At 44.1% G+C, this 14,908-nt stretch carries 12 protein-coding genes; 10 read left to right on the top strand and 2 right to left on the bottom strand.

The window, feature by feature from the left end; all coding sequences use genetic code 11:
- Positions 1-129 precede the first annotated feature (129 nt).
- The 4 genes from dnm_RS05060 to dnm_RS05045 all read left to right on the top strand — a co-directional run bounded on the left by dnm_RS05060 (position 130) and on the right by dnm_RS05045 (position 3,415).
- Positions 130-1,110, top strand: coding sequence for a quinone oxidoreductase family protein (locus dnm_RS05060; protein ID WP_207681615.1), 981 nt, complete (start codon positions 130-132; stop codon positions 1,108-1,110).
- A gap of 312 nt (positions 1,111-1,422) precedes the next feature.
- Positions 1,423-2,031, top strand: coding sequence for a YigZ family protein (locus dnm_RS05055; protein ID WP_207681614.1), 609 nt, complete (start codon positions 1,423-1,425; stop codon positions 2,029-2,031).
- 418 nt (positions 2,032-2,449) lie between these two features.
- Positions 2,450-2,650, top strand: a complete 201-nt coding sequence (locus tag dnm_RS05050; protein ID WP_207681613.1) for a cold-shock protein — start codon at positions 2,450-2,452, stop codon at positions 2,648-2,650.
- A gap of 420 nt (positions 2,651-3,070) precedes the next feature.
- The gene (locus dnm_RS05045) at positions 3,071-3,415 is read left to right on the top strand and encodes a cytoplasmic protein (RefSeq protein WP_246556204.1); all 345 of its coding nucleotides are present in this window, start codon (positions 3,071-3,073) and stop codon (positions 3,413-3,415) included.
- A gap of 151 nt (positions 3,416-3,566) precedes the next feature.
- Here the strand turns inward: dnm_RS05045 and dnm_RS05040 are convergent, their stop codons facing one another.
- Together dnm_RS05040 and dnm_RS05035 are read right to left on the bottom strand one after the other, a co-directional pair.
- Positions 3,567-4,256: a response regulator gene (locus dnm_RS05040; protein WP_207681612.1), complete on the bottom strand. Its 690-nt coding sequence runs from the start codon at positions 4,254-4,256 to the stop codon at positions 3,567-3,569.
- Entirely contained in the window at positions 4,228-5,763 is a 1,536-nt protein-coding gene (locus tag dnm_RS05035; RefSeq protein ID WP_207681611.1) for an ATP-binding protein, read from the bottom strand. The genes dnm_RS05040 and dnm_RS05035 overlap by 29 nt, the downstream gene beginning before the upstream one ends.
- Before the next feature lie 652 nt (positions 5,764-6,415).
- Here dnm_RS05035 and dnm_RS05030 point away from each other — a divergent pair.
- The 6 genes from dnm_RS05030 (at position 6,416) to dnm_RS05005 (ending at position 14,167) form a co-directional block, all read left to right on the top strand.
- On the top strand, positions 6,416-7,837 hold the full coding sequence (locus dnm_RS05030; RefSeq protein ID WP_207681610.1) for a metallophosphoesterase: 1,422 nt from the start codon (positions 6,416-6,418) through the stop codon (positions 7,835-7,837).
- A 28-nt stretch (positions 7,838-7,865) separates the two neighbouring features.
- On the top strand, positions 7,866-8,138 hold the full coding sequence (locus dnm_RS05025; RefSeq protein ID WP_207681609.1) for a hypothetical protein: 273 nt from the start codon (positions 7,866-7,868) through the stop codon (positions 8,136-8,138).
- 694 nt (positions 8,139-8,832) lie between these two features.
- Complete coding sequence (locus dnm_RS05020; RefSeq protein ID WP_207681608.1) at positions 8,833-9,636, top strand: alpha/beta fold hydrolase; 804 nt, start codon at positions 8,833-8,835, stop codon at positions 9,634-9,636.
- A gap of 320 nt (positions 9,637-9,956) precedes the next feature.
- Entirely contained in the window at positions 9,957-11,375 is a 1,419-nt protein-coding gene (locus tag dnm_RS05015; RefSeq protein WP_207681607.1) for a C45 family autoproteolytic acyltransferase/hydrolase, read from the top strand.
- Between the two features lie 131 nt (positions 11,376-11,506).
- Positions 11,507-12,445, top strand: a complete 939-nt coding sequence (locus dnm_RS05010) for a glycosyltransferase family 2 protein (RefSeq protein WP_207681606.1) — start codon at positions 11,507-11,509, stop codon at positions 12,443-12,445.
- A gap of 120 nt (positions 12,446-12,565) precedes the next feature.
- Complete coding sequence (locus dnm_RS05005; protein ID WP_207681605.1) at positions 12,566-14,167, top strand: transglutaminase domain-containing protein; 1,602 nt, start codon at positions 12,566-12,568, stop codon at positions 14,165-14,167.
- Positions 14,168-14,908: the final 741 nt, after the last annotated feature.

The following is a 14,908-nucleotide window of genomic DNA, read 5'->3' as shown; positions in this document are numbered from 1 at the left end:
AACCACCGTATTTTGCGATAAACGCAATGTTTGCGAAAATGCAATGTTTGCGAAAATAAAATTTTCGCACTCCTGATCCTCGGCATAAAGATTTCAACTGAGATGAAAGCTTAAAAAAGGAGGAGAAATATGGCAAGAGCTATCATAATGTATGAGACAGGTGAGCCTGAAGTTTTGCACTGGAAGGACTATGACCCGGGCAGCCCGGAACTTGGAGAAGCTTTAATCCGCCATGAAGCTGTGGGAGTGAATTTTATTGATGTGTATCACCGAACCGGGCTTTATTCGCTCCCTTCTCTTCCGGCCATACCAGGGATGGAAGGTGCGGGGATAGTCAGGGCAGTTGGCAAAGGCGTCACTGAAGTCAGCGTGGGCGACCGTGTGGCTTATGCCGGCCTGCCGCCGGGAGCATACACTGAAATTCGTCGCATTCCGGCTCATCGTCTGGTAAAGCTTCCTGAAAGCATTTCAACATCACAGGGGGCGGCAGTCATGCTTCAGGGAATGACTGCCCGCTATCTTTTGCGAGGCTGCTACCATGTAAAACCCGGGGACACCCTCCTGATTCACGCTGCGGCGGGCGGTGTGGGTCTTATCCTCTGTCAATGGGCCAAGCATATCGGAGCACGGGTGATCGGCACGGTCGGTTCATCGGAAAAAGCAGAACTCGCCCGCGCCCACGGTTGCGATGAAACCATCCTTTATAAACAGGAAGACATGGTTTTACAGGTAAAAGAAATGACTCAGGGCAGAGGCGTTGATGTGGTTTATGATGCTGTTGGCCAGGCCACTTTTATGAAGTCTCTTGACTGTCTCCGTCCTATGGGAATGATGGTCTCTTTTGGTCAGGCTTCGGGGCCGGTTCCCCCTTTTGATGTCAGTATTCTCGCTGAAAAGGGATCTTTATTCCTCACCCGGCCGAGTCTGATGACCTATACTGCCAAACGAGAGGATTTGCTCGCCCATGCCCGGGATCTGTTCGAAGTGGTGGAGAAAGGCATTGTCAAGGTTGAAATTATGCAAAGTTATCTGTTGTCCGAAGCTGTCCAGGCCCATCGGGACCTCGAAGCTCGAATAACAACGGGTTCCAGCATCTTAATTCCTGAATAACAGGAAAGCCGTCTTATATGCTTCAGACAGATAACCATCCGGAAATATGTTCTTTATGATACTCAGCAGATTGAAAAAGTTCGCAGTTCCGCTTTCGGGCGGTCGCAGGGGTCTGTATTTACAAAGACCGCCTAAAGGCGGAACTACGAACGAAGCATGAATTTTCAATCATTTTCAGTTTGCTGATACTTGATAATCAAGTAGGGTGGGTGGAGCGAAGCGCAACCCACCGCACAAGGTGGGTTGCGCTTCGCTCCACCCACCCTACATTTCCCTGTCCGAACTATTGCTAAACTTAATATGGAATTTAATATGTTGTCTTATTTCGTCCCCCGGGGGATTCATCGTGTCGAGGAAACAGTAAAACAAAGCCGGTTCATTGCCACGGTCGCGCATACCCCTGCACGCGATGACGCGAAGATATTTATCTCTCAGATCAGGGATGAATTTTCGGACGCGACGCATAATTGCCGGGCCTTTGTGGCCGGGCCTCCCGGAAGCACTGATCAGATTGGCATGAGTGACGATGGTGAGCCTCATGGCACCGCGGGGCGTCCCCTCCTGAATATGCTTCTTCATTCAGGCGTGGGTGAGGTGTCAGTGGTTGTAACACGTTATTTCGGAGGAATCAGACTTGGTACTGGCGGCTTGGTCCGGGCCTATTCCGGCATGGTCAGAAAAGCTCTTTCCACCCTGAATATCAAAGAAAAAATCATATCCGTATGCGTGTCCGTCACTGTGAACTACTCAAATATCTCTGCTTTCAGGCATATGGCAAAATTATATGAGGCGAAAATCAGAAAAGAGACCTATGCCACGGACGCTTCGTTTATTTTGGAATTACCGGAGGAAAAAGCTGAGGCATTTCGTGTATCAATGCTTAATCTGAACAACGGTGAGACAACTATCAAAAAAATTTGATAACCTTAGTAATTTATAACATAAGTACTTGAAGCTATATTTCTTACTATTCTGCAAATATTACAACATGATTGGATATCTGCTTAATATTTTTTTACAATGGTTCGTACAGGTTCTGTAAATCAAGGCGTTTCATAACTGTAACCTATTGAAATTAAATAATTTAAAATTTTAAAGCCAAAATCCGCAAATCCCGTAAAAACAACAGGTTATAAAAAATGTCCGACCCATTGTTTTTAAACAAAAAATTTTTTTTATATGCTTGACTATTATGCCAAAAAGTCTTATTCTTTTCCGATTGAAAAAGCTTCGGCTCTTTTTCTGGCCGGTTTCGTTCTGAGGGACTGTTTTTTTTTGTCAAAGTGGCAACCTGAAGTCCGAGACCGTAAGTACAAATTTTTAAAAGGAGTTTAGCACGATGGCAAACGGAATTGTAAAATGGTTTAATGACCAAAAAGGTTATGGTTTCATCGAACATGAAGACGGCCATGACATATTTGTTCATCACTCGGCAATTAATTCAACCGGTTTCAGGTCCCTGACACAGGGTGACAGAGTAACATTTGATGTGGAAGAGGGCCCCAAAGGCCCTGCTGCTGCTAATGTTCAAAAAGTATAGAGATCAATGAATGAATAGGAAGCATTCTATCCGTAAGACAGGATGCTTCTTTATTTCCGGACAGTAAGACATTCTGATGTTACTCACCACCTGCCTGTAAATTTTCCGACATTTTTTCTGATTCTGAGTGCTGATATTCCATTTCAGTACTCCGGAAAAAATATCGAAAAACTTTTGTCCGGGTACTTGTGCTTATTTTTCGGAACTGATCGGAATAAATAGGATGTAAGATTAAAATCTCAGAATTAATGATGTCAGTAAGTCAGCGAATTTAATTGGCGATGACCAGAGGAATTTTCTGCTGGCCGGTTTATTTTTACGAGTTTATTGAAGGGCAGAAGCTTCCAATCCGATTTTAAACCGCGGATTTGTTCACAGCATTTATTCCCACAAGGAATTAAAAAAGGAGACAAACATATTATGACCACCACCAACCGGATGAATATGAACGAAATCAGGATGGACGGGAACAATCTCTATCGTGAGGAAGCTTATACTGATCTCAGGGTCGGCTCGATCCGGCGGCTCACCCCTGTAAAAGCTGACGGCTCACCAGATGAAACCCGTGAAACTATTTTCTTCGGACATACTCAGCTGATATCTCCCAACGGGCCCTTGCCGATTCAATGCTCTCTTGAGGGAAAAACAATTGAGGAAGCTATCAAAAATTTTCCCGAGGCCGTGAATGAGACCGTTGAAAGAATGATCGCAGAGGCGAAGGAACAGCAACAGAAGGAAGATTCCCGCATTATCGTACCCCGTTAACCCCCCCCCAGCGTGAAATTCAGTCAGACTGAATCAGAACAATATTTGGCTTTATAACTCTCCCGCTGAGGGAGGGTTGAAGCCTCATTGCCAGCATGTCAGATTACTCCCCCCTGCCCCGGAAGAATCTTTTCTCTTTTTCACACTCGAGTCATTCGGAAGGAACACTGAATTTATATCCCAGTCCGTAAACCGTGGTGATAATCTCCTTATCGGGAAGCATTTTTGAGAATTTTTTCCGCAGATTTTTTATATGGGTGTCAATGGTGCGGTCATAGCCCTCAAAGTCATAGCCTTGTACTTTATTCAGTAGTTCATTACGGGAAAAAACACGGTCAGGACGGGCCATCATTACTTTTAACAGTCCGAACTCGCTGCGCGTCAGTTTCAATTCGCTATTGTCAATCGTCACCCGGTGCGTGTCTTCATTCAATATTATTGGCCCGACAGCCATTTGGTTTTCCGAAGGTTCGGCATATACTCTTCTGAACACTGCTTTCACCCGGGCAACCACCTCTCTGGGACTGAACGGCTTGCAAATGTAGTCATCTGCTCCGAGTTCCAGACCGACCAGCCGGTCAATTTCCTCGGTTCGCGCAGTAATCATAATAACCGGAACATTGGAAAATTTCCTGAGTTCCCGGCATATTTCCATGCCGTCCGCGCCCGGGAGCATGATATCCAGCAGAATCAGATTTGGCGGTTTTCTTCTGACACACGGAAGGACCTGATCTCCGCGTTCCAGGACGGAAACAGCATAGCCTGCTTTTTCCAAATAATCACGAAGGATCCGGGCAATTTTTTTTTCATCTTCAACAATGAGAATATCTGGGTTTGTCATTGGATGATGTCGCTTTTGTTTTTTTGTTTAGATCAAGAGGAAATGTGATTTCAATTCGCAGTCCCTCTGACGGCATATTGGCCGCGCTGATTTTACCACCGTGATTTTCCACAATCTGTTTGCAAATGGAAAGGCCCAGTCCGCTCCCTCCCAGCATACGGCTTCTGGACTTATCCACCCGGTAAAGCCTGTCAAACAAATGTTCGGCTGATTCCTCCGGCACGCCCGGACCTGAATCCTGAAAAAACAGAGACATCTTCGTGTCGGTGAGTTTCTGCCAAATTTTCAGGGTTCCCGGAATTTCCGTATAACGCAGGGTATTTTCTAAGAGATTGGAAAAGAGCTGGCTCAGGCGGTCAGCATCTCCCAGTAAGATGATATTCTTCTCATGCTCTGTATTGTCCTGAACCGCAATCTCACGCTGAATCAGACGGGTTCGGAAGCGTCTGAGCGTGTCTTTCAGAACATGCAGCGGACTGACAGGCTCTTTTTTAAAAGAAAGGGTTTCCGTGTCAGCCAGCGAGAGTTGGTGAAGCTCATCAATGGTCTTACCGAGATAAATCACTTCCGAATGCAGCGATTCCAGCGATTCCGAATTCATCTCCCGAATTCCGTCCTGCAATGCTTCAATTTCACCGCGAAGGATGGACAAAGGCGTTCTCAGTTCGTGCGAAATATCAGAAAGCCATTGTTTACGCATTTGCTCATATTTTTCAAGGGTCCGGGCCATCACATTAAAATCCGCGGCCAAGTCCCCCAGCTCATCTGTGGAGCAGACCTCAATTCTCGTTTTAAACTCACGGGAGATCAATGCCCGAGTGCCTGCTCTAAGCTGTCTGATTGGCATGAGCAAGTGCTTTGATAAAAAAAATGAGACAACAGTGCCTAGCACCAGAATGCCGCATCCGATAAAATAAAACGCCTTTATCTGCTCTTTTAAAAAACCAACATCCAGCGGATGGGACAGACGCTTTCTTTTCCTGAGCCCTAACCATCCTATGATCCTGCTGTCAGCCGTAATTTTCCGAACTGTATATTTTTCAATAGAAAACCAACGGCCGATGACATGATGTTTCTGTGCGTCAAAAAGCGAAAGCTTTCCGGGATCAGGTTTCAGGCGATGATCCCGGGGCGGCGGGGGGTGCCGTCCACGTTCACGAGGCCCCTGTTTTTTCTGTATTTGTCCTGTTTCCATATTTTCCTCAAAAGGCGGAGGCGCAGGGGGAGGAGGTCTCATCCTGTCAAAATCATCTCTCGCAAGATTTGATCTTAAAATTCTCTGCCACCGCTCAGGATCCCTTCTCAATGATTCCCATCCCTGATGCCTCTGATATTCCGCGCTCAGGGCTTCTGTAAGATCAGTAAGCTTCTCCATTTCCACTCTGTTCACATAATCCGAAAACTTGCGATGAACAAAAAACTGCATGATTCCGATCAGCAAGGCCACGATCATCAGGGATGCCACTAAAAACGCCGTGAAAAGTTTGTAGGAAAGTTTTATTTTCATAAGGGCTATGGGCTATGGGCTATGGGCTATGGGCTATGGGCTATGGGCCGGCTTTCATGCTTCGTTGTGACCAGAGGTCATGTCTGTTTGTAAATACCCGATCAAAAGTTTTTTATACATCTTTTTTTCCGCTAACAGGGGAGAAACCCGGCTTTTTTCTTCAGGGGCCGCGGATCATTCCGAAAAAAAAGCCGGGTTTCTTTCGCGTGCGAATATCGGAAACTTATGGTTAGGTACTTATGAAAGTGCCAGGTGTTAAGTGTTGCTTTCTGTTCCTTTCGTCATATCCTCCATATTCGTAAGACCTATAATTTGTCAATGGTTTTTCTGAAAAATGTCCCATCATATTCATCAAGTTGATAAGCATTGGCCTTCGGAAAGAGTCGTAACTCCCGGAACCTGTTGCCTGATATGGGAAATGCCTTTCCCATTTTTAAGAAATTTTTATCTTTAAATCAGGATTTTCCTGATTTACAATATTTTCTATCTATATAGAATATATTTGGTTATAATGCTTTTTGCGGAAGGTGAACTTTTTTGATTTGCTGACTGTGTTCATTTTCCGCACTTTCACGGCGACATTAAAAACTTCAGGAAGATTCCGCTCCATTGAACGAACCTTATTCCCATCCGCAAACAGGAGGATTTCCGCATGAGCAACATCCGCTATATTTGCCTGTCAGACATGCACTTCGGCCAGCACGACAGCATTCTGACAAACCTCAGAACAAACCTTTCCGGTATTGATTTGTCCAAACCGAGTCCTGCTATGGTTGCCCTGTGCAATGGTCTGAGGGATATGATCAAAGCAAATGATAAACAGGACACTCCGCCGACTCTGATTTTGGCGGGTGATATTCTCGAAATTGCCCTGACCCCGATGAACAATGCCTCAGCAGCCTTTGAGCAATTCATCAGGCACATTTTGCCCAAAGAAGAGGAGAACTTGTTTGACAAGATCGTCTTTATTCCGGGGAATCATGATCATCATATGTGGGAACTGGCCCGGGAAACCCAGTATGTGGAACATCTGAAAGAGGTCCCGCCTGATTCTCTGTTAACCCCGCCCTGGCACGACAGCAGAATGTTTGAGAAAGAGGACAAAAAGCCTTTGCCGCGCGGCTATTATCTCAGCAACCTGATTCATCGTGCTGAATATCTGAAAAATTTCGAAGTATCGGTTGCCTATCCCAATTTCGGTCTTTACAACAATGATCGCTGTGCAATCTTTCACCACGGGCATTTTGTGGAGGAGATTTATCATCTGATGAGTGACTTGGCAAGAATGTTCTTCCCTGATAAAAAACAGCCGTCAGCCACAGTCGGGGATATTGAGGCTGAAAATTTTGCGTGGATAGATTTCTTCTGGTCAGCCATGGGGCGTTCCGGAAAAGTGGGTCCCCTGATTGAGAATATTTATATCAGTCTGAGCGTCGAAAAAGCCAGAGACAAACTTTTAAAAAACCTGACCCGGGGACTGATCAGAAAACACGGCTTCTGGTGGCTGAGGCTGATGCGCAAACCCCTCGAATTTATTTTACAAAAGACTGCGGACGCTATTGTCACGCGTGAGCGATCAAAGGGAGGTGGAAAAGCCCTCAGTGACGAGGCAGAACAAGGATTAAAAAAATACCTGACAGGTCCGGTGCTTGCTCAGATGACACACGAAATCGGGCGGGACCCCAGAGATGTCACGTTCATTTTCGGGCATACCCACAAACCCTGCGAGACCCAGTACCAGCTTTCAGGCTATCCCCGCACCTTGGTCAATGTTTACAATACGGGCGGCTGGGTTGTAGAGAAGACGACAACCGCGCCGATTTACGGGGCCGCGGCCGTGCTGCTGGATGATGATCTCAATGTGACATCGCTGCGCCTTTATAACGAGGGGAAATATGAGGTTCAGGTAAAAGAAGTCAGTGGCGGCGCGCCCGGTGCGCTGACTCAGCATGTCAGAGAACTGGTAAAAAAGACAGCTCCCACATGGAATGAATTCTCGCGAGTCGCGGCCGAAGAAATCGGGAAGCACAAAAAATACCTGGGCAAACGCATCAGACAGATGGAAAATTTGTAAAGAAAAAAAGAAACAAGAGGAATGTATTATGGCTGACATCACATTAAAAGATATTTCACTTCAGGCATATGGGCTGACGGAGCGTGTTCGCGGTCTGCGAAAAGCCTATTTTGACGCGATGCCTGAGATATGCACCGAACGGCCCCGGCTTTTGACAGATTTTCACAATGAGCATAACCTGTTCAGGAATGACAGAATTTCAATTCTTGAAAAAGCCAGGGCTTACCGATATGTTCTCCGAAACCGCCCGTTAAGACTATGGCATAAAACTGGGGTGATGAAAATGTTTACAAGGCTCTGAAAAAGCTGATCCCGTTTTTGTTCCCCGCATTTTTTAACTTCCTGATTTTTAACTCATAAAAAATTTGCGGAATAAAAATGGGATCGCAATTATCAGCCCGGTTTGTGACATTTTCATCACCCCAGCTTCAAGCTACACGCGGCCATCTTGACGGTGTGCTGAATATTAAACAGGCCGGAGCTAGAATCAAAGCTTTCCTCGAAAAATAAGGCTGCTGAAAAATAATCAGCCAGTACAACAGATTGCCGTTCTTCAACACATTACAGCTTTGTCAAGATCTGTTTGCTGTCCGGATCAGGATTGCCAGCCAGGAACGAGTTGCATAACCGGAAAATGTGTAGTATGGCAAGGATTGCATACATGGTGATATCAGAGAAATTAGCTGGCTGGACATTCGGAGTTTTTTTGTCAAAACGGATGGATCCAATCCACAGAAGTTGACTCGCTGATTGCCAAGACAGTGGACGCTTACAGCCGGTTGGATTGTACATTGAACAACGCCGGAATTCCCGGCACCAGCGTTTCCGCTGCTGACTGCACTGAAGAAAACTGGGAAAATGTCCTCGGCTCGCTGTTAATCTCAAAAGCATGTGGCTGTGCATGAAGCACGAAATTCTTCGGATGCTAAAACAAAACAGCGGGTCTGTTATAACTATGAACCTACGCGATAATTTATTCAGGAGATTATTACGAAATGCCAAATATGATAACTAAGGATATTGATCTTTACTATGAACTCTATGGAGAAGGCGCACCGCTGATGCTTGTTGCCGGTCTGGCCAGTGACTCCCAAAGCTGGCAGCCCATAGTGAAAGAACTCTCCCGATATTACCGTCTCATCATTCCTGACAACAGAGGAGTGGGCAGAACAATGCCTCAGAATGTTGAAACAAGTATTCGGCATATTACTGATGACTGTATCGCTCTGATCCGATATATGGGACTTTCGTCCGTCAATCTTCTCGGACATTCCATGGGCGGATTTGTCGCGCTGGATTGTGCGATCCGATATCCTGAACATGTTTCAAAACTAATCCTGGCGGGAACCTCTGCTTGCTGTTCTGAACGAAATAATGCCCTTTTGTCTGATTGGTCTTCTTATATGGAAAGTGGAATGAATCCCGAACTGTGGTTCAGAAATATTTTTTACTGGATATTTTCAAGGCGTTTTTTTGAGGACAAAGAAGCATTGGATAATGCCCTCCGGTTCGCAATCGAATATCCCTATCCGCAGACTGAAATTGGATTTAAGAATCAGGTCAATGCTATTAAGGCGTTTGACTGCCGAGATGCTCTGCATACTATCACATCAGAAACCATGGTGATTTGCGGGAAGGAAGACCAGTTGATTCCGCCTGAGGAAAGTACCGAGGTGTTGCATGCGATTCCGGGTGCAATTTTTTCTTTTGTTGAGCATGCAGGGCATTCCATAGACATGGAAAAACCTATGGAATTCATAAATATTGTTCGGGATTTTTTGAGCTGCCGCGAACCCTGAAATTTAGCAGATACTATTTTAATATCCGATGATCGGTAGTCCTGCACAAGCAGTGATGAATGAGATTCAGTGTCCTGATATCCGGAGGATTGAGCGGGATTCATCACTACCTTTGCAGGACTATCCGATGATCAAATTTTTTGACCTGGTTCGAATAAGAAACCTGTCATTCCCGCGAAAGCAGGAATTTGCTTTTTCCAGATTTTACGAAGCCGGAGGCATTGGATTCCTGCTTTCACAGGAATGACAGAAAAAAACTTGATCATCGAGTAATAGTTATCGTAAGGTTTTTGCGAAATCAAAATAAGAGGAAGGTAATTGTGAAAAAACAGAAACTGATACAAAAAGGAAAATTTGGACAAATAAATGGGGTAAACGTATTGCAAATTAAAGGAACCCCTTATGAAATGGGATATCAGCATGGTTTTCTGCTTGCGGATAAAATAGACCTGATGATCAGCCGCACTCTGCCGGCAACAACAGCCTATGTTGCGGCACAGACAGGCTCAGACCTGGAAACTGCTGAAAAACTTCTCTGGCTGGGCCAAAAAGCAGCAGAACCATTTTTGCCGGAAGAACTGAAAGAAGAAATGCAGGGCATTGCAGACGGTGCCAACGATGCTGGCGTGAGTGTCACATCTGATCAGATATTTCTGTGGAACACCAATTATGATCAGTGGTGTATCTATTGCCATCCGCATTACTGGCAACCGGAAGGCAAAAAATCTGAAAAAATATCGGGCAGGACCTTGCCAGGTTCGGGGGGATGCAGCAGCTTCAGCGCGTGGGATGAATGGGCAGGCGGCAACGGCAATCTGATTTTTGGTAAAAATATGGACAATTTCAACATGCCTGCCCAGTTGGATAATCGGATGATGGTGATTGCTGCACCCGAGAAAGGTCATGGCCATGCGTTTCTGACTTATCCGGGTATGATCGGGCTGGACGGAGGTCTGAATGAACACGGATTGGAAATGATGACGCATCTGAACAGCATGAAAGATGAGACAATGGAAGGCTGCGGCATCGGTATTTTTACCCGATTACTGCTTACCAACGCAGGCACGCTGGATGAGGCAATTGATATTTTTCATAAATACCCGCGATGCGCGGGTATCGCATATCATGTGGCTGATGCAAAAGCCAATAAAGCAGCCGTGGTGGAAACTTCTTCAAAAATGGTCTGTGTACGTTACCCCGCACCTGATATAAACGCATTGTATCAGGCAAACCATTCCAACTGTTATCCCGGATGGATGGGATATTCCGGCTATAATATGGCGGCTGATCAGGTTCCTGTAAACGAGCTGAAGGACATCTCCACGATCCAGAATTGGCAAAACAGCCTGAAAGAACCCTACAACTTTTATGTTCAGGCACCGAGCCGTTTTGAACGCTACGGACAGTTAATCCATGAATATTATGGAAACATCACACAGGAAAATGCCATTAAAATGATGAGTGACCGGTTTGATCCTTATACCCGCATGGCTCGTCAGAAGGAACAACGTTCCTGGACAAACAATATTCTTTGTACCATTTGTGCGTTATATCCGGATTTTACTTTTCAGGCACCCGAACCCGTTGAGGAGTTTAACGCATGTGTTTCCAATATGTGGAGCCTTGTCGCTTATCCCGGTACAGGTGACATATGGCTGGCGATCAATGATTTTCCCGCACAATACGGCGGGTATGTGCATTTTAATATTAAAGCAATGTTAAATGATCTTCGGCAATGACAAGGCTGTATAAATAATATATCAAAAATAACTTGATGGTCAGACTTCGGATATGATACTTGTAACTTGTAACTGAGATATGAATAAATACACAGATGAAATCCTTAACCCTTAATCCTGATTCAGCATAAATGAAAATATCAATAACCATTCCCATTCATAATGAAGACAGCAATCTGGAAATACTCTATAAAAATCTGATCAAATCACTGGAACCCATGGACGGTGAATTTGAAATTATCATGATAAATGACGGATCCGATGACAACTCAGGAAAAATTTTGTCTTCTCTTGCAGAACATGACCATCGTGTCAAAGCCATACATTTGCTCCACAACTATGGGCAGACATGCGCAATGATGGCCGGATTTGACCATGCGGCAGGTGATATTATTATTGCAATGGACGGAGACAATCAGAATGATCCCTCGGATATTCCGCGGCTTTTGGCAAAAATAGAACAAGGATATGATGTTGTAAGCGGATGGAGGAAGAACAGAAAAGATGCCAAGGTGTTACGGATAATTCCCTCCAGGATTGCCAACTGGCTCATTTCCAAAATTGCAGGCGTCAAATTGCATGATTACGGATGTTCTTTGAAAGCATATAAAAAGGATGTCATAAAAGATGTCAAGCTGTACGGTGAAATGCATCGGTTCATTCCTGTTTTTACGTCGTGGAGGGGGGCAAAAGTGGCTGAGATAGTCGTCAGCCACCATGCGCGCCATTCAGGGATATCACATTACGGGATTTCAAGAACAGGCAGGGTGATACTGGATCTGGCCCTTATAAGATTTTGGGACAAGTATCTGCAACGTCCCATTCATTTTTTCGGAGGTTTTGGGCTGACAAACTTTCTTTTTGCAGGTATCTCCTTTACCACAATGATTTATTATAAATTCTGGGGAGGGAAGTCTTTTACAGAAACGCCCCTGCCAACGCTTACAGTGCTTTTTGTGCTGATGGGGGGCATGGCTGTTCTGATGGGAATACTCGCGGAAATAGTCATGCGGACCTATTATGAATCCCAGCAGAAAAAACCTTACCGTATTCGTAACATTGAGAATTAAGTCTTCAATCACAAATCACCCGATGATCAAATTTTTTCCTGTCCGGCCGGATCGGAGCAAAAAATTTGATCATCAGGAAATTGCAAATGAAAACAGGGAATCAGATTTTATTCATTGTTTATGCAGAGACAAGTCTCGGATAAAAATCCTGTAAAAAAACATTATCATTTCACACGGCATGTTGTTGCGATATTAGCAGGCATCATTGTGCTTGCATTGCTGGCAATCGCTGTTTACGACAATGAACTGTACCATGATATTTGTGCCAGACAAAGCCGCCTCTCCTTCAGTTCACAGGAAATCTTATATCTCACCAACCTGAGAAAAGCGTTAGCATTTCCCGCCAAAAGCATTGATGAAATTTCTATGAAAGATATGCTGAGAGTGTTATGCAAGCTGAATATCCGAGCGAATTATTATGAGGAGATTGCTGCAAATTCCACTGAAACTTTGTCTGACGAAAATAATTATCAAAAAAAGTTTCCTATCATTCTTTCAAAAAAAACGGCCAACATTGAGCTTCCCAAAATTCAGAACTATCAATATGAAATTTTAAATAAGGGAGAAAAAACCGTGACCGGTCCCATTCTGTATCAGAAACACCTTTGGGACACGGCAGAGCATCTTCTGGAATCCGCGGGGCATCTTTCTATTGAGAATGAATTGGAACGGGCAAGGTCGCTTTGGCGATTTGTCGCAGAGAACCGCTATCATTTCGTGCCGGTCACAGAGGAGTCTGAAGAATATGATGTTATTAAATATTTGTCTGTTTATGGTTACGGTTTCTGTGATGATACAGCCGGAACGCTTTCAAAACTGGCAGAAATGGCAGGGCTGAGAGCCAGAACCTGGGTGATTGGCGAAGGCCGTCATGTGGTGTCGGAAATTTATGCAAACGGAAAATGGAGAATGTTCGATGCGGACCGAGGCATCTGTTTTTATGACAAAAATTCAGGAGAACTCTATGGTGTGGAAGAAATTTGCATGCTCGGAAATGTCCCCGGGGAGGAAATCGGTTTTTACACAAACGGTCAGACAGATATCCTGAAACCCGAAGAAGAACTCAGTTTTTACATAAAGGGCCGAAAAAGAGTTTGGAACAACGCGGCCGCGGATCATAAAATCAGATATCAGTTACGGACCGGGGAAAAAATTGTGTTTATGAATCATAACATCGGAAAATATTTTCTCGGCAAATATCCCCAGAATGTTCCGGAGTATTATAATGGTTTTTTTGAGTATCACCTGAATGTTGCTGACCTGAAGCTCGTATCAGGGAAGATCAGAGCAGAGGAAACAAAGGACGGAATTGCCATTGTAAATGATTCGGAAGAAGACGGAAGCATTCAGGTGGATTTTGAATCTCCCTTCCCGTTTGTGGGCGGGCGCATATCCGGCACCGTCCGCTCTGAAGGAGATGCGGATCTGCTGCTCATTGATCAGGCAAACAATACAACACATCATCATAAACTCATGCCTGATCTTAATTTGACGACCGATGCTTTTTTTGCTGTCCTGACCCCGTCCCCCACATATGCATATTCAGTGCTTTTTCGATTAAAAGCAAAGACTTCTGTTCTTTTATCTTCTTTCCGGGTGAAAACTTATTTTCAGTTTGCAAGGATGGCTCTCCTCAAACTTCATGAGGGGCAAAACACGATTAATATTCATTTCCCGGATGGAAAAAATACAGAAACAGAAGCATGTGTTTGGACAGACTAGTGTCTAACCAAATAAGTTCTGACGGGTGAGTTGGATATCAGACCTCCGAGGTTTTGAAAACCTCGGAGGTCTTCGCCCTTCAAAATTTATTTGGTCGTGTACTATGAAATATTTTATTTAATCTGCTGTTTATATTTGTTTTACCTGCATCCGCATCGTGATTTGCAAAGGACAAAAAGGATACGCTTTGAATATATTTGAATATAATTTGCTTGTTGTTTGTCTGATCACTTTGTTTTTGTATGCGTATTATATTCCAAGAAAAAAAAACTTCAAATTCAGCATATTCATCACGATAGTACTCATCCCTGTACTCTGCTTTTCAATGAGTAACAGCTTGTCATTTCTGACTGTTGATGAAACTTATATCATTCGGGAGGCAACCGATCTTAAAAATTCGGACATGCGGCAATGGAACCTTGGCGCCAGCCGGACCACAGACCTGACAATCGGGACAATTTTTTCGATTTTAAATCTGCTTACTGATTTTTCAAAAAATGTTAATATCCCTAAAATAATTGCCAAGGCATTGCACTGGTATATGGGATTTATATCAATTTTGTGGCATCCTTCATTTAGTAGTTTACACTTTCAGCTAAAATGAATTTTTTATGTTTTTTTTAATTCATGATAATTTTGATTATTTTTATAATATAAACAACCTATTACAAAAAAAACTACAAATTTTGTAGTTAATTTTAGCTAATCATGTTTGAAGTGTGTAAAAAACTACAAAATTTG

The organism is Desulfonema magnum (assembly GCF_017377395.1).
Lineage (GTDB): Bacteria > Desulfobacterota > Desulfobacteria > Desulfobacterales > 4be13 > Desulfonema_C > Desulfonema_C magnum.
The sequence above is the reverse complement of the archived record's forward strand: the minus strand, read 5'-3'. Positions and strand labels throughout refer to the sequence as shown.